The following is a 16,289-nucleotide window of genomic DNA, read 5'->3' as shown; positions in this document are numbered from 1 at the left end:
ACCCACGGGTCACATTCACGTTCCAGGATGGGTATCTACAAAAACGACTGCCGGATAAACAGGCTGTGCCTTTAGAGATAACTATCACCGCGCAGCTTAACGATTGAGCCGCACCACCTGCTTACGGTGCGGCGACATATTCGGTCATCGGGACGCAACCTCAAGCGCTGCCAGTGAATAACCCTAGCATTCGCAAGCGAAAAACCTTCATAAAAGCACCGTACTTTCTGTGGTGAGTATCAGAAATAGCTGACCATTTGCCCTGTTGCACCATTCAAACATGCACAAATCGGTTCAGGCTGGCAAAATCGGCCTCTGTTCGACTTACCCGCGCCCAGGGCGCCAGGAACTCCCCATGCAAATGACCACCGACCACCTGCTTGCCAACCCGTGCGATGACGAAGAAGACAACATGGCCATGTTGTGCTGCCACACAGACGGTGGCGAAATGTTCCTGATGACCCGCTACCCCGATGAAGGCGAGCTGGAAATCACCCTTGAGGACGAGCCTTCCACACTGGACGGCGTGAAAGTCACCTTGAGCCCTACCCGCCTGCTGATCGAAATCGGTGCAGGCGATACAGACGTGCTCAAAGGCGACGACCACCTGGAAATCCACCACAGCACAGCGGCCGCAGACTTGGCAGAAGTCGAAGAAACCTTGCAGAACATCCTCAAGGGAACAGGCACCTACGTCAGCGAACTAAAATAACCCTCACTGAAGGAACCCTGCAGGGCAGCCCGCATTGTGGGAGCGAGCCTGCTCGCGATGGTCTCAATGCGGTGGGCCAGTTAGGCCGCGTCGCCTGCATCGCGAGCAGGCTCGCTCCCACAGTTATGCACCTCCACTGGAGCTCACAACCAGATGCCACCGATCTTCGACGCTCACTGCCACATCATTGACCGCGCTTACCCGTTAATACCCAACAACGGCTATCTGCCTGATTTTTTCAGTGTCAATGACTACCTGTCGCGAGTTGAACCATTGGGCATCGTCGGCGGCGCCGTGGTTTCGGGTTCCTTTCAGGGGTTCGATCAGACTTACCTGATCGCTGCCTTAAAGCGACTGGGGCCAGGCTTTGTGGGCGTCACCCAGCTCGCGGCCAGCGTTACTGATGCAGAACTGCACACGTTGCACCAGCACGGTGTGCGCGGCCTGCGCTTCAACCTCAAGCGCGGCGGATCAGAACAGCTCGACCAGCTCGAATCCTTGGCCAAACGCGTGCATGAGCAAGTCGGCTGGCATTCGGAGCTGTACATTGATGCTCGCGAGCTGGCCGGTATTGAGGCCCGCCTGCGACGCTTGCCAGCACTGAGCATCGATCATCTGGGATTAAGCCACGAAGGCCTGCCCTGCCTGCTGCGCCTGGCTGAACACGGAGTTCACATCAAGGCCAGTGGCTTTGGCCGGGTTGATTTTGCCGTACCTCACGTGCTGCAACAGTTTCACAGTGCCAACCCAAACGCCCTGATGTTTGGCACCGACCTGCCCTCAACCCGCGCCCCCCGGGCCTTCGAAAACAGCGACATCACCTTGCTGATCGACGCACTGGGTGAAGACGGTGTCCGACAAGCCCTGTGGCACAACGCCCGCAGGTTTTACGGCCTGTGAGCGGCTTCTGTGGGAGCGGGCTTGCTCGCGATGACGTCGCTACGCACGGCATCGCAATCAAGTTTTCGCCCACGGGTATCTGAAATTACTGTTGCGGCCCCCTCACGGCTCATCGCAATCACACTGCCCACAATAATCGCTGCACCCAGCAACACCCCAGGCGACACCTTGCTGCCCAGGATCAACGCCGCCATGACCATGGCCACCGGCGGAATCAAGTACATCACCCCCACCGATCGACTGATCTGCGTGTGCGACAGCACATAGCCCCACAACAAATACGCCAGAGCGCTGGGGAACAATCCCAGAAGCAGAACGGCCCCATTTACCCGCGCCGGCGCATTCAGGACCTCTTCCTTAAGCCCGGGCCAATAGACACACAGCATCAGCGTCCCGGCCCAAATCATGTAACAAACAATGGTCAGCGGGCTGTAGCGATTGCAGTAGTGCTTTTGCAGCGCGAAATAGATGCTCCATGACAGCGCGGCCAGCAACAGCAACAACCCTTCAGGCCGGAACTCCCCTACCCCCTTGTCGGCCCAGATGACCACCAGCACACCCGCCAGCCCCACAGCTACCCACGACCAGCGCCAGCGGCTCACCGACTCCTTGAGAAACAGGGCCGCAATGAGCGTACTGAACAGCGGCGCCGTTTGCGCGAGCACACTTGAGGCCCCGGGACTGACCCAACGCTGCCCCATGTTCAGCACCACGTGGTGCAGCACCACCGCAAAGAAACCCAGCATCATCAGCCACGGCACGTCCCGCAGCCGGGGCAGGCCGATGCCCATACACAGCGCAATCACTGCCATAAACGCCGAGGCGATTAAAAAGCGCAGCAAGGCCAGATGTCCCGGCGAGTAACTTTGCAGGCCAATATGGATACCAATCGGTGAATAGGCCCAGCACAGCACTACAGCGGCCATCGCGGCGGCAAGTTTGATCGGGAGCGACACGTTGACGACCTGTAAGTCAAATGAAGTGGCATCCAGTGTTTATCGCGCTCGCAACCACCCACAAGTGAGATATAAAGAGCCCAGAATTCATCAGGAGTGAACAATGGAGCTAAGCCAGTTGCGCATGGTCAAGGCCGTGGCCGAGTGCGGCAGCATTGCGCTGGCCGCCCAGCAGTTACATTGCGTGCCCTCCAACATCACCACTCGCATCAAACAGCTTGAAAGCGAACTGGGGACCGCGCTTTTCACCCGCGCTGGACGAGGGTTATGCATCAGTGCGGCGGGCCAGGTATTTCTGGGTTACAGCGAGCAGATCCTGGCGTTGGTCGATCAGGCAAAACGTGCCGTTGCGCCCCATGCCGTGCCGACCGGCAACCTGCGAATCGGCGCAATCGAGTCCTGTGCTACAGGGCGATTGCCGCCGCTACTGGCGCAGTTTCATAAACGCTACCCCCAAGTGGCACTGGAGTTGGTCACCGGCAAGTCGCAGCAACTGCTTGATGATGTGAAGCACCACCGTCTGGACGGCGTGCTGGTTGCAGGCCGCATCGACCTGCCCAAACTGTCCAGAACAACGCTGTATCACGAGCAACTGGTGCTGATCGCAAGCCCCGAACTGGAGCCCCTTTCACAGCTGGGTGACGTGCATCGGCACACCGTATTCATGTGGCCTGTTGGCTGCCCGTACCGCGCGGCACTGGAGAACTGGGTGGCCGAGCACCGACTGGAAATCAACACCGTTGATTACGCTAACTGGGGCAGCATCATTGGCTGCGTCAGCGCAGGTGCCGGGCTGGCACTGGTGCCGGAGGGCATCCTGCAACGTTTTGACGGCACCGCCCATCTGACCACTTATCGTTTTGCCGAACTGGCGCCCATGCCCAACCTGTTTTTCTGGCACAGCGAAACCGGTCTTCACGGCCCACGGGATGCCTTCGCTGCGCTGTTGACGGAGCATTTTGCAGAAAATCACGCCCCCTTGGCCTAGCCGCGGAGTGGGAACGAGTAGGCCCGCGCTCACTCTGCGGTTAAACAACTTGTCTAATCGGCGCCCAATTTAACGACACTGCGCCCCCTCAAGCCCCCGCGCAGATGAGCACCATTCTCAACAACCCGGCGCTTTTCAGGTTTTTCCATAAAAAGCCCCACCGCCATTAGTCCGCAGCACCCTCAATGGATTAAAGTAACGCCCCCAGCCCCGGTGTAATTCTTGCGCCGCCGGTGTCCTTTTCAGGAACAGTCATCGATGGAACATCGTGAAGCGCTGCTTGCGCTGCGAACCTTTCTCTCAACGCAGATCCTCGGTCAGGAAAAGCTGATCGACCGCCTGCTGATCGCGTTGCTCGCTGACGGTCATATGCTCGTCGAAGGCGCGCCGGGTCTTGCCAAGACCAAGGCCATCAAAGAGCTGGCTGAGGGCATTGAAGCGCAGTTCCATCGAATCCAGTTCACCCCCGACCTGCTGCCTGCCGACATTACCGGCACCGAGATCTATCGCCCCGAAACCGGCAGCTTCGTGTTTCAACAAGGCCCGATTTTTCACAATCTGGTGCTGGCGGATGAAATCAACCGTGCCCCGGCCAAGGTGCAGTCGGCCTTGCTGGAAGCCATGGCAGAGCGTCAAGTCAGCGTGGGGCGCAGCACTTACGAGTTGTCACCGCTGTTTCTGGTCATGGCCACACAAAACCCTATCGAGCAGGAAGGCACTTACCCGCTGCCCGAAGCCCAGCTCGACCGCTTCCTGATGCACGTCAAAATCGGCTTTCCGGACGCTGCCGTCGAACGCCGCATCCTGCAGCAGGCCCGTGGCGAAGCCCTCAACGGTGAAACCAAACCCGAGCGGCGGGTCAGCCAGCAGGCCATTTTTGCCGCGCGCAAGGAAATCCTCGGTTTGTACATGGCCGATGCCGTGGAGGAATATCTGGTGCAGTTGGTGATGGCGACCCGGACGCCAGGGAAATTCGACCCCGAAATGGCTGAATGGATCGCCTACGGCGCCAGCCCCCGTGGCTCGATTGCGCTGGATCGTTGCGCGCGGGCCCACGCCTGGCTGGCCGGACGCGACTTCGTCAGCCCCGAAGACATCCAGGCCGTGCTGTTTGACGTGCTGCGTCATCGCATCATTCTGTCGTTTGAAGCCGAGGCCGCCGGTATCGATCAAGACCGCGTGGTGCAGCGCATCCTCGACGTCGTTGCCGTTGCCTGACCGATGAACAACCCCCTGCCCGCCGAACCCGGCATCCGCGTCACACTCGCCGAATTGATCGAGATGCGCCATCGGGTACGCGAAGTGCAACTGTTCTCCTCCCCCAGCCAGCGCAGCCCGCTGGTGGGGTTGCACCACTCTAAATTACGCGGGCGCGGGGTCGACTTCGATCAGGTGCGGGTCTACCAGGCCGGGGACGATGTGCGCACTATCGACTGGCGCGTGACGGCGCGCACCCAGGAACCGCACACCAAAATGTTCCATGAGGAACGCGAACGGCCGATCTTTATCCTCGCCGAACAAAGCCGGCGGCTGTTTTTCGGTTCGGGATTGATGTTCAAGTCGGTACTCGCCGCCCAGGCTGCCAGCCTGATTGGCTGGGCCGCACTGGGCCACAACGACCGCGTCGGGGGTTTGGTGTTTGGCGACCACGAACACTATGAAATCAAACCCCGGCGTAGCAAACAAAGCCTGCTGCAACTGCTTAACCGCCTGGTGAGGGTCAATCAGTCCCTGCACACCGAAGTGCAATCAGACCGCGATGCACTGGGCATGGCGCTGATCCGTGCCCGCGAGGTGCTACGCCCCGGCAGTTTGGTGATCGTGATCTGTGATGAGCGCGGGCTTACCGACGCCGCCGAGCAGCAACTGAGCCTGCTGTCGCGCCATTGCGACTTGATCCTGCTGCCCCTGTCCGACCCGCTGGATCATGCCCTGCCCGCTGCCGGCCTGTTGCGCTTTGCCGAGCGCGGCGCGCAACTGGAACTCGACACCCTCAATTATGATTTGCGCCAGGCCTACCGTGCCCAGGCCGAAGCCCGTATTGCCCGCTGGGAACTGCTGGCGCAAAAGCTGCGTGTGTTGCTCATGCCCCTGAGCACCCAAAGTGAAATGGTCGAACAACTGCGCGAATACCTGAACGCCAAACGCCCCGGCAAAACCTCATGAAAGAACTTGAACAGTTGCAGCCCTTGATCACTCCTCCGGCGATTGGCCTTTGGCCGCCAGCCCCGGGCTGGTGGTTGCTGCTCATTGTTCTGCCTGCACTGGGCTGGTGCCTGTGGTGGTTACGCCGCTACCTGCCTGCCAAACGTCAGCCGGGCCGTACCGAGCAACCTCTGGACCCGGTCCGCCTGGCGGCCCTCGAGGAACTGGCGCGCTTTCCGAAACCTTACGACGGTGCGCCCGCAGGTGCCTGGCTGCAACAGCTCAACGGCCTGCTCAAGCGTTTGTGCCGCAATCACTACCCCTACAGCCAGAGCCACACACTCAATGGCCGCAAGTGGCTGGCATTCCTGGATAACCGCTGCCCGGCTGCCGGATTGACGCGCTGGATGGTGCTGGTTGAAGGCGCCTATAAGCCCGAGTGCAAGCTCGACGACAAAGCCATCGCCGGGCTCAATCAAGCGGTTGAAACCTGGATTCGCAAACATGTTTGAATTTGCCTGGCCGTGGCTCTTCGCCCTGCTGCCCCTGCCCTGGCTGATGCGCCTGGTGCTGCCCGCCGCCGACAGTGGTGAAGCAGCGCTGCAGATCAGCTTTCTGGGCGACCTCGAAGAACTGGCCCGGCGCAAGGCGCGAGCCACCCTGCCTTCGTGGCGCCAGCAAACCCCCTATGTGCTGCTCTGGCTGTTGCTGCTGACCGCCGCCGCCCGCCCGCAATGGCTGGGCGAGCCGCTGCCCATTGCCGCCAGTGGCCGTGATTTGCTGGTTGCGGTCGATGTCTCGGGCTCGATGGACTACCCGGATATGCAATGGCAAGGCGAAGACGTCAGCCGTCTCGATCTGGTTAAAAGCCTGCTCGGGGACTTTCTTGAAAAACGTGAAGGCGACCGTGTGGGGCTGATCCTGTTCGGCAGCCAGGCCTACCTGCAAGCGCCCCTGACCTTCGATCGGCGCACCGTGCGCACCTGGCTCGACGAGGCACGCATCGGCATCGCCGGTAAAAACACCGCCATCGGCGATGCCATTGGGCTGGCCCTCAAACGCTTGCGCCAACGCCCGGCACAAAGCCGGGTACTGATCCTGATCACCGATGGCGCCAACAATGGCGGTCAGATCGACCCGCTGACCGCTGCACGCCTGGCCGCCGAGGAAGGCGTAAAAATCTACCCGATCGGCATTGGAGCCGACCCGGAAGAAAGCAGCAGCAAGGGCATGTTCACTATCAATCCCGGGGTGGACCTCGATGAGCCAGCACTCGAAGAGATCGCCAAAATCACCGGTGGCCAATACTTCCGCGCCCGTGACGGCGGCGAACTGGCAGCCATCAAGGACACCCTCGACCGGCTTGAGCCCGTGGCCCAACAGCCCACCCAGGCGCGACCGGCGCAGGCACTCTACAGCTGGCCATTGGCGGCGGCCCTGCTGCTGAGCGTGCTGTTGGTGATCCGTGAACTGTGGCCCAACAACCCTGTACAACGCTGGCTGAGCAAGGACCACTTTCTGCAACAGCACCCTGACTGGCGCGCACGACTCAAACGCCTGCGTTTGCGGAGGCGTCGATGAGCGCGCTCTGGCCCCACTGGTTTCGCCCCGAATGGCTGCTTGTCCTGCCGCTGCTCGGATGGCTGCTATGGAAGCGCTGGCACCGTGAAAAGCGCGCTGGCCGCTGGCAGATGATCCTGCCGGTCGCTTTTCATCGCGTACTGCTCAGCGGCGGCAACGGCCGCAACAGCAAGCTGCCCTGGATTGCCCTGGGGCTTGGCTGGCTGCTGGCCCTGCTGGCGTTACTGGGCCCCAGCTGGCAGAGGGTCGAACAGTCCACGCAAAAGCCCGCCGACCCGCTGGTCGTCATGCTGGAACTGACCCCGCACATGCTGGCCACCGACAGCTCGCCCAACCGGCTGGAACAGGCGCGCCGCAAGATCTACGACTTGCTGCAAAACCGAACCGATGCGCAAACCGCCGTGATCGTCTACGCCGGCAGTGCCCACACACTGGTGCCGCTGTCCGATGACCTGGCCACCAGCCGCAACCTGCTTGAAGCCCTCAAGCCGTCGATCATGCCGCAACCGGGCCATCGCGCAGATCTTGCGGTCACCAAGGCCCTTGAGCTGCTCGATCAGGGCGCACTGGGCGAAGGTCGTTTGTTGCTGATCACCTCCTCGCTCAGCGATCAGGAGCGAAGCGGCATCCGCCAGGCCTTGAGTGGCCATGCCCCGCAACTGTTGATTCTCGGAGTGGGCAGCCGCGAAGGCTCCCCGGTGGTGGATGAAAGCGGGGAGTTCCTCAAGGACGATCAGGGCGCCATTCTCCTGCCCCGCCTGGACAGCCCAAGCCTGCGGGCGTTTGCCCTGGATGTGGACGGTCGCTATCGTCAGGCACGGCTGGATGACAACGACTTGCGTGGCCTGGGCCTGCTCGACGGGCCGCAGCACCTGCGTGATGACGGCCAGACCCTGCATCTGGACACGTGGGCTGACCAGGGTTACTGGTTGCTGTTGCCGCTGTTGTTCCTGGTGGCCTGTGCCGGGCGGCGTGGCTGGCTGTTCTGCCTGCCCTTGCTGTTGATACTGGCGCCCCAGCCCGGCTACGCCATGAGCTTCAGCGATCTCTGGCTGCGTCCCGATCAACAAGGCATGCGCCTACTACAGCAAAAAAAACCACTTCAAGCACTCGAGCACTTTAGCGATCCTCTCTGGCAAGGAGTGGCGTTGTATCAGGCAGGCGACTATGCCGGAGCGGCCCTGCGATTTGCCGAGGTCAACAGCGCCAGCGCGCACTATAATCGCGGCAATGCACTGGCCATGAATGACGAACTCGAAGCCGCCATCGATGCCTATGAGCAAGCGCTCGAACTGCAACCCGAGCTTCAGGCCGCCGCGCAAAACAAAGCCCTCGTCGAGCAAATACTCGAACAACAGCGTGCTCAGGCCCAGGCGGAGGCCGAAAAAACCCCCGAGTCGCCTCCTGCGCCTGCCGAATCGCAAACCCCGCTCAGCACCAGCGCTCAGGGCGCGTCCAGTACCACCGGGCAAAATGAGGACAACAACTCCGCTACCAGCCCAACCACCGAGGCGCCCCCGGACGAGCCCCTCAACCCCGGCGCCGAAGCCGAAGCCGACAATGAGCCCGGTGACGAACAGACCACGCGCCCGCCCGTTCCGGCCGCCAACCAGACCGACGAAGAACAGCGTCAGGCACTGGAACAATGGCTCAGACAGATTCCCGACAACCCCAGCGAATTGTTGCGCCGCAAATTCTGGTACGAACAGCAGCAACATCAGGACACGCCTAAATGAACCGCCTCTGCGTTTTGCTTCTTTTGCTGTGTTGCTGGACCTTGCCGGCGCACGCCCGGGGATTGGTTGCCAGCGTTGACCGAGACCAGCTCAACTCCGGTGAAACCGTCGAGCTGACACTGGAGTCCAACGACGTCACCCTGTTTGGCAAGCCCGACCTGACGCCTCTGGACAACGTGTTTGAAGTGCGTGGCACGCGTCAGGTCAACCAACTGACCAGTCTCAGTGACGACAACAAAGCTACTACCCGCTGGATCATCACCCTGCAGCCCAAACAAACCGGCACCGTGATCATTCCGGCGCTGCACGTCGGTGAATACCACAGCCAGCCGATCAACCTGACCGTGACCCAAAGCGTGGCCAGCGAAAACGAGCTGGCACCGGTATTTATCGAAGTCAGTCTGGATCAGCCCAGCGTCTACGTGCAGGCCCAGGCCCTGCTGACCCTGCGCGTCTACCATTCCGTGGCGCTCTACGACGACAGCAGCCTGACCCCCTTGCACATTGATGACGCCATCGTCGAGCAACTGGGTGAGTCGCGCACCTATGAAAAGCTGATCAACGGCGTACGCCACGGCGTGATCGAGCGCCGCTACGGTATTTATCCGCAGCGCAGCGGCGAGCTGATGATCCCGGCACAGACGTTCAGCGCCACACAAGTCGACAGCCAGCAATCCACGGCCCCCGCCCCCCTTGGGCCCAAGCCCGGAAAGCTGCTGCACGTGACGTCGACCGAAATCCCGTTGACCGTCCTGCCCAAGCCCGAGACGTATCCGCCCAATTCCCCTTGGTTGCCCGCGCGCAGCCTGAGCATGAGCGAAACCTGGAACCCTGAACCAGACCACACGCTGGTGGGGGACTCTCTGACCCGGACCCTCACCCTCAAGGCCGAAGGCCTGTCCAGCGCCCAGTTGCCGCCCCTGCCCGCCACGGATGTCAACGGCTTGCGGCGCTACCCCGACTTGCCGCAGTTGAGCAATCAAGTCACCGAAAACGGCCTGATCGGCAGCCGCGAAGAGCGCGAGGCACTGGTGCCGACACGGGTTGGCCAAATCGAATTGCCCGCCGTCGAGGTGGTGTGGTGGAACACCCACGAAGACCACCTGGAGCGTACTTACCTGCCTGCCCGCACCTTACTGGCGGCGGCCAACCCCAACCTTGCCGTGGACACGCCTGTCAGCGGTTCCGTGGCGGCCATGAGCGAAGAGTCGTCGCTATGGATCTGGCAGCTGTGCACCCTGTTCCTGGCCTGCACTACCCTGGCGAGTCTGGGTTTGTGGTGGCGTGCCCGCTGGCAACCCGCGATCTTGCGTGCGGCGCAAACCGGGCCCAGCCCGCGCACCCTGCTCGACGACCTTAAACGCGCCTGTCTTGCCAACGATCCGCATGCCACACGCCAGGCACTCGATGCCTGGGCACGGCAACAACCCGAAACCCTGGCCGACATGGCGGCGCGTTTCGTGTTGCTGTCTGACGCCCTCGATGGGCTCAACGGCGCGCTATACAGCGAAACCGGCCAGTACTGGCAAGGCGAAGAGCTGTGGAAAGCCATTCGCAGCATTCCTGCCACCGAGCGCGAACAAGACGCTGGCAGCGAGCCGAGCAGCCTGCCGCCGCTCTACCCCAAATAATTTCAAGGCAACCCGAGGACCGCACGAGCGAGCGGGTTGCCAACCCCTTTTAAAACGGATTCTGTTATGCGCCTGTTTCACACTTCCGACTGGCACCTGGGGCAAAACCTCCATGGCCAGGACCGCGACTTCGAACACGCCTGTTTTCTTGCCTGGCTACTGACACAGCTCAACGAACAGCAGCCCGACGTGCTGCTGATTGCCGGGGATATCTTTGACACGGTCAATCCGCCGGTAAAAGCCCAGGAACGGCTCTACGACTTCATCGTCAGCGCCCATGAGCAACAGCCCAAACTGACCATCGTGATGATTGCCGGCAACCACGATTCCGGCTCGCGCATCGAACTGCCGGCGCCCTTGATGCGGCGTCTGCGTACCCATGCGCTGGGCCGGGTGCTGTGGCTTGACGATGGCCAGCTCGACGCCGAACGCCTGCTGATCCCCTTACCCGATGCCAGCGGCGAAACCGCTGCCTGGTGCCTGGCGCTGCCCTTTCTGCGCCCAGCTGAAGTCACGGGAGCGCACCTGGGTGATGACTACCTGCGCGGCATCGGCCAGGTCCATGAGTGGCTGATCGAGGCCGCCAACGTCAAACGCAAGCCGGGCCAGGCCCTGATTGCCATCAGCCATGCCCATATGGCAGGCGGTTCGGTGTCCGAAGACTCCGAACGCAGCCTGATCATCGGCAACGCAGAAGCCCTGCCCGCCAGCCTGTTCGGACCGAGCATCAGCTATGTAGCCCTGGGTCATTTGCACAAACCACAACGGGTCAACGGCGAAGAGCGTATCCGCTACTGCGGCTCACCGATTCCGTTGTCGTTCTCTGAAATCGGCTATCAGCACCAGATACTCGACGTGAAACTGGAGGGCGAAACCTTGATCAGCGTCGAACCGTTGCTGATCCCCCGCGCGGTCAATCTGCAACGCATAGGCCCGCTGCCCCTGGCTGAAATCCTCACCCAGCTGGCCGGGCTGCCGGATACCGACCTGCTGGCCGATACCCAGCGCCAGCCCTGGCTCGAAGTGCGAGTCAAACTGGACGAACCGCAGCCCGATTTGCGTCAACAAATCGAAACCGCCCTGCAGGGTAAATCCGTACGCCTGGTGCGCATCTCTGCCGAATATGCCGGCAGCGGCAGCGGTGCCTCGGACGACGCCACATGCCTGATCGAACTGGACCAACTGACACCCCAGGAACTGTTCAGCCGCGCCTGGCAAGAAAACTACGGCAGTGAAGCCGACGAACAAACCCTCAAGGACTTTGCCGTGCTGCTGCAAGAAGTTCAGCTGGAAGGTGAACAGCCATGAAAATCCTCGCTATTCGCCTGAAAAACCTCGCCTCGCTGGCCGGCCCCTTTGAGCTGGATTTCACCGCAGAACCCCTGGCCAGTGCTGGCCTGTTTGCGATCACCGGCCCTACCGGCGCCGGTAAAAGCACCCTGCTCGACGCCCTGTGCCTGGCACTGTTTGGCGCCGTGCCGCGCCTGAACAATACGGGTCGCGATGCCAAAGTGCCCGATGCCGATGGCGAAATTGCCACCGGCGACCCGCGCACCTTGCTGCGCCGTGGCACCGGTGAAGGCTTTGCCGAAGTCGATTTTGTCGGCATCGATGGCCGCCGTTACCGCGCCCGCTGGGAGGCCAACCGCGCTCGCGAAAAAGCCACCGGTAAACTGCAAGCCAGCCGCCAAAGCCTGCGCGACCTGGACAGCGATCAACTGCTGGCCAGCCAGAAAGGCGATTACAAAGTCCAGCTGGAAGCACGACTGGGGCTCAATTTCGAGCAATTCACCCGTGCCGTGATGCTGGCCCAAAGTGAGTTCAGCGCCTTTCTCAAGGCCGATGACAACGAGCGTAGCGAACTGCTCGAAAAACTCACCGACACTGCGCTCTACACCCGGCTGGGCAAGCGCGCATTCGATAAGGCCAAAGAGGCCAAGGACGCGCACAAGCAACTGCACGACCAGGCCGTTGGTGTCACGCCCCTTGAGCCCCAGGCCCGGGCCGAACTGGATCAACACTTCAATGACGCGCAGCAGCAACTCAAGAACCAGCAAGGCCAGCTCAAGCAGCTGGAGCTGCAACACACCTGGCTCAAAACCCTGGGTGAACTGCAAGAGCAGCAACACAGTGCTGCCGAGCAATTGCTGCAAGCGCACACCTTGTGGGACAGCCAGGCCGATCAGCGCCAGACCCTGAACCTGCTCGAACAACTGGCGCCGCAGCGCCATCAATTTGCCCGTTTGGCCGAGCTGGATGCGCAACTGAGCCCATTGGCCAGGCACATCAGCGCCCATCTTCAGCAACAGACCGAATTGGGCGAGCGCCAAACCCGTCTTGAAGGCGAGCTGCAGAACGCCCGACTGGCGGCGACCCACGCCCAGACCCAGCAGCGCGAGAGCGCCCCCCAGGTGCAACACGCCCATCTGGAACAGGCCAACCTCAATCGCCTGACCCAGACCCTCACCACCCAGCAAGCCCTCCAGCAGCAAGCCGAACAGGCATGCGCCGAAGGGCAACTCGCACTCAATACGTTGCTTGAGCGCCAGCAACTGGGCGCTGAGCGCCTGGTACAAATAGCCACGCAGCTCGAACACAGCAACGCGCTCGCGCCACTGGCCAGTGCCTGGGACGCCTATCGTCCACGGCTTCAGCAACTGGTGCGGTTGAGCAATCTCCTGACTACCGGCCGCAAGGAACTACCGGGGCTTGAACAGCGGGCCCTGCAGGCCACGCAGGAACTGACCGGGCTGCGCAACAGCCTGGAAATTCTGTTCCAGGAAGCCGCAGCCGAGCCCCACGCGGTCAACGAACAAATCCAGACCCTGGGCAGCCTGCTGCAGGACAACCGTCAGCAGCAGCGTGCCTTTGAAGAGTTGCAGCGTCTGTGCAGCAGTCAGCAGGCGCTCGACAGCCGCCTGCACGAACTGCACCTCAAGCAGCAGAGCGTGCAGCAGGAACGTGAGCGCCTGAGCCAGCAAGGTATTCAGGCCAAAGCCGATCTTGAAGTGGCAGAGCAAACCCTTCAGGTCACCCGCCAACTGCTGGAGCGCCAGCGCCTGGCCCGTAGCGCCAGCGTCGAGGAACTGCGCGGGCAGTTGCAGGACGACCAGCCATGCCCGGTGTGTGGCAGCGCCGAGCATCCCTACCATCAACCTGAAGCGTTGCTGCAAAGCCTGACCCGTCACGATGAACAGGAAGAGGCCAGCGCGCGGACCGTGGTCGACGGACTCAAGGAAACGCTCGCCCAACTGCGCGAAAAAGTCGGTGGGCTGATCGCCCAGCAAAAAGAATTTTTGCTCCAGCAAGAGCGCCTCCACCAAGAACAGCAGGCCCTCGCTCCAAGCCTTGAGGCGCATCCGCTCCATCAGCAATGGCTAGCCCAGGACCCGGCCAAGCGTGAGCAATGGCTGACCCTGCGCCTGAACCAGTTGCAGCACAGCATTACCCAGGACGAACAACGCCAGAACGCCTTGCTCGCTTTGCAAAAAGAAGCGGCTCACTTGCAGCAGCAAGTCCAGCGCTGCACCGAAGCCAGCCAGCTCGCCACCCAGCAATTGGCTGAGCAGCAATTGCACCTCAATGCCGACAGTCAGCGCCTTGACGATGAACTGAACGAGTTTGCCAGCGTGCTGGCCCCCGCCACCCTCAACGCGCTGCGTGAGAACGCATCCGCCTGCTTCATGGCCCTCGACCAGCAAGTGGCTGATCGGGTGGCGCAACTCGACCAGCAGCGGGACGAGCAAACGGAGCAGGCTGAAAGAGCGAGCAGCATCGAGCGCGAGCAGTATCAGCAGGCCAACCGCAGCAAAGAACTGGACGCCCTGCAGCGCAGCGTCAAGGATCTGGGCGAGCAGCACCAGACAAGTCAGCTCAGCCTCAAGCAGTTACTGGGCGACTTCAGTAGCGCCGAGCAGTGGCAGCAAACCCTGGAACAGGCTGTCGAACTGACCCGCACTGCCCAGACCCAGGCTGAACAAGCCCTGCAAGCCACCGCCAACCAATTGCTGCAGCTCGCTACCGAGCTCAAGTCCGAGCAAGAGCGCCTGCTGGCGTTGCAACAAGAGCACGACACACTCAATGCCCTGCTCGCGCAATGGCGGGCACAGCACATCGAGCTTGATGACAGTCGCTTGCAACAATTGCTGGCCCATGACGAAGCACAGGTACGCGAACTGCGCCTGCAGCTGCAAAACAGCGAAAAAGCCGTCGAACAAGCCCGCGTCTTGCTGCAAGAGCGCGAACAGCGTCTGGCCCAGCACCAGGCGCACGCCAATGGCAACCTGGATGGCGAATCACTCAACATCGCCCTCATCGAACTGCACACACAGCTGGCCGCCAGCGAGCAGCAGTGTGCCGAATTGCGGGCCCAGCAGAGCGAGGATCAACGCCGTCAGCAGGCCAACCAGGCATTGGCGCAGCGCATTGCACTGGCCTATGACGAATGGCAACGCTGGGCACGCCTCAGTGAGCTGATCGGCTCAGGCACTGGCGACAAGTTCCGCAAAATCGCCCAGGCCTACAACCTCGATCTGTTGGTGCATCACGCTAACGCGCAGTTACGCCAACTGGTCCGCCGTTATCGCCTCAAACGCGGTGGCAGCATGCTCGGCCTGCTGGTGATGGACACCGAGATGGGCGACGAGCTGCGCTCGGTGCATTCGTTATCCGGCGGTGAAACCTTCCTGGTGTCGCTGGCATTGGCCCTGGGCCTGGCCTCGATGGCCTCCAGCACGCTGAAAATCGAATCGCTGTTTATCGACGAAGGTTTTGGCAGCCTCGATCCCGAGTCGCTGCAATTGGCGATGGATGCTCTGGACGGCCTGCAGGCCCAAGGGCGCAAGGTGGGGGTGATCTCCCATGTTCAGGAAATGCACGAACGCATCCCGGTCCAGATCCAGGTCAAGCGTCAAGGCAACGGCTTGAGCACCGTGGAGGTGAAATGACAGAGCACGTGCTGTATTCCTTCCGCCGCTGCCCCTACGCCATGCGTGCGCGCATGGCCTTGCGCTACAGCGGGGTGCCGCTGTCGATTGTCGAGGTCAGCCTTAAAGCCAAGCCGGAGCAAATGCTCGCCGCCTCGCCCAAGGGCACGGTACCGGTGCTGGTCTGCGCCGATGGGAGCGTGATCGAGCAAAGCCTGGACATCATGCACTGGGCGCTGGCCCGGCATGATCCGGATAACTGGTTGCAGCCGGACTGCAATGAACTGATCGAAGCAAACGACACCACCTTCAAGGTGCTGCTGGACCGCTACAAATACGCCATCCGTTACCCGGAACATCCCATGGCGTTTTACCGGGCCCAAGGCGCCGAGTTTTTGCAGCGGCTGGAAGACGTGCTGACACGCTCACCGTATCTTGCCGGGCCGGCATTGAGCCTGGCCGATGTGGCGCTGGCACCGTTTGTGCGCCAGTTTGCCCATGTGGACCGCGACTGGTTTGCGCAAGCACCCTACCCGCATCTGAATGCCTGGCTAGAGCGTTTTTTGGCGTCAGAACTGTTCAGTTCGGTAATGAGAAAACCCTGAACGTTGCAACCACCAAACACCCGTAGCCGCTGGCGAAGGAACGAGGCTGCGTTCGATTGCGAAGCGATCGTAAAACCTGATTACGCGGTATCACAGAAAAACCGCGTAAT

The 16,289-nt window shown here is 61.3% G+C and carries 13 protein-coding genes; 12 read left to right on the top strand and 1 reads right to left on the bottom strand.

Annotated features, from left to right (window positions below):
- The first annotated feature begins 355 nt into the window (after positions 1-355).
- Both RGV06_RS00130 and RGV06_RS00125 read left to right on the top strand, forming a co-directional pair.
- Entirely contained in the window at positions 356-712 is a 357-nt protein-coding gene (locus tag RGV06_RS00130) for a hypothetical protein (RefSeq protein ID WP_322149026.1), read from the top strand.
- A 153-nt stretch (positions 713-865) separates the two neighbouring features.
- Positions 866-1,612 carry an amidohydrolase family protein gene (locus RGV06_RS00125; RefSeq protein ID WP_322149025.1) on the top strand — a complete coding sequence of 249 codons (747 nt, stop codon included), beginning with the start codon at positions 866-868 and terminating at the stop codon, positions 1,610-1,612.
- Here the strand turns inward: RGV06_RS00125 and RGV06_RS00120 are convergent.
- The gene (locus RGV06_RS00120) at positions 1,600-2,538 is read right to left on the bottom strand and encodes a DMT family transporter (protein ID WP_233099530.1); all 939 of its coding nucleotides are present in this window, start codon (positions 2,536-2,538) and stop codon (positions 1,600-1,602) included. The two genes, RGV06_RS00125 and RGV06_RS00120, sit on opposite strands and share 13 nt — an antisense overlap.
- Positions 2,539-2,671: 133 nt before the next feature.
- On the opposite strand from RGV06_RS00120, the gene RGV06_RS00115 reads away from it, so the two are divergent.
- The 10 genes from RGV06_RS00115 to RGV06_RS00070 all read left to right on the top strand — a co-directional run bounded on the left by RGV06_RS00115 (position 2,672) and on the right by RGV06_RS00070 (position 16,179).
- Complete coding sequence (locus tag RGV06_RS00115; RefSeq protein ID WP_019821893.1) at positions 2,672-3,556, top strand: LysR family transcriptional regulator; 885 nt, start codon at positions 2,672-2,674, stop codon at positions 3,554-3,556.
- Between the two features lie 258 nt (positions 3,557-3,814).
- Positions 3,815-4,774 carry an AAA family ATPase gene (locus tag RGV06_RS00110; RefSeq protein ID WP_016780594.1) on the top strand — a complete coding sequence of 320 codons (960 nt, stop codon included), beginning with the start codon at positions 3,815-3,817 and terminating at the stop codon, positions 4,772-4,774.
- Positions 4,775-4,777: 3 nt separating this feature from the next.
- Positions 4,778-5,722 (top strand): DUF58 domain-containing protein, encoded by a 945-nt coding sequence (locus RGV06_RS00105; protein WP_019821895.1) that lies wholly within the window; start codon positions 4,778-4,780, stop codon positions 5,720-5,722.
- The gene (locus RGV06_RS00100; protein ID WP_019821896.1) at positions 5,719-6,213 is read left to right on the top strand and encodes a DUF4381 domain-containing protein; all 495 of its coding nucleotides are present in this window, start codon (positions 5,719-5,721) and stop codon (positions 6,211-6,213) included. The genes RGV06_RS00105 and RGV06_RS00100 overlap by 4 nt, the downstream gene beginning before the upstream one ends.
- The gene (locus RGV06_RS00095; protein WP_019821898.1) at positions 6,206-7,282 is read left to right on the top strand and encodes a vWA domain-containing protein; all 1,077 of its coding nucleotides are present in this window, start codon (positions 6,206-6,208) and stop codon (positions 7,280-7,282) included. The genes RGV06_RS00100 and RGV06_RS00095 overlap by 8 nt, the downstream gene beginning before the upstream one ends.
- On the top strand, positions 7,279-9,018 hold the full coding sequence (locus tag RGV06_RS00090) for a VWA domain-containing protein (protein ID WP_322149023.1): 1,740 nt from the start codon (positions 7,279-7,281) through the stop codon (positions 9,016-9,018). The genes RGV06_RS00095 and RGV06_RS00090 overlap by 4 nt, the downstream gene beginning before the upstream one ends.
- Positions 9,015-10,649, top strand: coding sequence for a BatD family protein (locus RGV06_RS00085; protein ID WP_322149021.1), 1,635 nt, complete (start codon positions 9,015-9,017; stop codon positions 10,647-10,649). Before RGV06_RS00090 ends, RGV06_RS00085 begins: the two co-directional genes overlap by 4 nt.
- 66 nt (positions 10,650-10,715) lie before the next feature.
- A complete protein-coding gene (locus RGV06_RS00080; RefSeq protein ID WP_046810497.1) occupies positions 10,716-11,957 on the top strand; it encodes an exonuclease SbcCD subunit D C-terminal domain-containing protein in 1,242 nt (413 codons plus the stop codon).
- Positions 11,954-15,595, top strand: a complete 3,642-nt coding sequence (locus RGV06_RS00075) for an AAA family ATPase (protein WP_322149020.1) — start codon at positions 11,954-11,956, stop codon at positions 15,593-15,595. The genes RGV06_RS00080 and RGV06_RS00075 overlap by 4 nt, the downstream gene beginning before the upstream one ends.
- Positions 15,592-16,179: a glutathione S-transferase gene (locus RGV06_RS00070; protein WP_048352044.1), complete on the top strand. Its 588-nt coding sequence runs from the start codon at positions 15,592-15,594 to the stop codon at positions 16,177-16,179. Before RGV06_RS00075 ends, RGV06_RS00070 begins: the two co-directional genes overlap by 4 nt.
- Positions 16,180-16,289 lie beyond the last annotated feature (110 nt).

The sequence above is a fragment of the Pseudomonas sp. CCI3.1 genome (assembly GCF_034313985.1).
GTDB classification, from domain to species: domain Bacteria; phylum Pseudomonadota; class Gammaproteobacteria; order Pseudomonadales; family Pseudomonadaceae; genus Aquipseudomonas; species Aquipseudomonas psychrophila.
Note: the sequence above shows the minus strand (reverse complement) of the source record. Positions and strands in the feature narration are given on the sequence as shown.

Excerpts from the sequence above, each read along its gene's own strand:
- RGV06_RS00080 (WP_046810497.1), top strand. The coding sequence starts at position 10,716 with ATGCGCCTGTTTCACACTTCCGACTGGCACCTGGGGCAAAACCTCCAT.
- RGV06_RS00120 (WP_233099530.1), bottom strand. The coding sequence starts at position 2,538 with ATGGCCGCTGTAGTGCTGTGCTGGGCCTATTCACCGATTGGTATCCAT.
- RGV06_RS00100 (WP_019821896.1), top strand. The coding sequence starts at position 5,719 with ATGAAAGAACTTGAACAGTTGCAGCCCTTGATCACTCCTCCGGCGATT.
- RGV06_RS00095 (WP_019821898.1), top strand. The coding sequence starts at position 6,206 with ATGTTTGAATTTGCCTGGCCGTGGCTCTTCGCCCTGCTGCCCCTGCCC.
- RGV06_RS00090 (WP_322149023.1), top strand. The coding sequence starts at position 7,279 with ATGAGCGCGCTCTGGCCCCACTGGTTTCGCCCCGAATGGCTGCTTGTC.
- RGV06_RS00075 (WP_322149020.1), top strand. The coding sequence starts at position 11,954 with ATGAAAATCCTCGCTATTCGCCTGAAAAACCTCGCCTCGCTGGCCGGC.
- RGV06_RS00110 (WP_016780594.1), top strand. The coding sequence starts at position 3,815 with ATGGAACATCGTGAAGCGCTGCTTGCGCTGCGAACCTTTCTCTCAACG.
- RGV06_RS00115 (WP_019821893.1), top strand. The coding sequence starts at position 2,672 with ATGGAGCTAAGCCAGTTGCGCATGGTCAAGGCCGTGGCCGAGTGCGGC.
- RGV06_RS00085 (WP_322149021.1), top strand. The coding sequence starts at position 9,015 with ATGAACCGCCTCTGCGTTTTGCTTCTTTTGCTGTGTTGCTGGACCTTG.
- RGV06_RS00070 (WP_048352044.1), top strand. The coding sequence starts at position 15,592 with ATGACAGAGCACGTGCTGTATTCCTTCCGCCGCTGCCCCTACGCCATG.
- RGV06_RS00105 (WP_019821895.1), top strand. The coding sequence starts at position 4,778 with ATGAACAACCCCCTGCCCGCCGAACCCGGCATCCGCGTCACACTCGCC.
- RGV06_RS00125 (WP_322149025.1), top strand. The coding sequence starts at position 866 with ATGCCACCGATCTTCGACGCTCACTGCCACATCATTGACCGCGCTTAC.
- RGV06_RS00130 (WP_322149026.1), top strand. The coding sequence starts at position 356 with ATGCAAATGACCACCGACCACCTGCTTGCCAACCCGTGCGATGACGAA.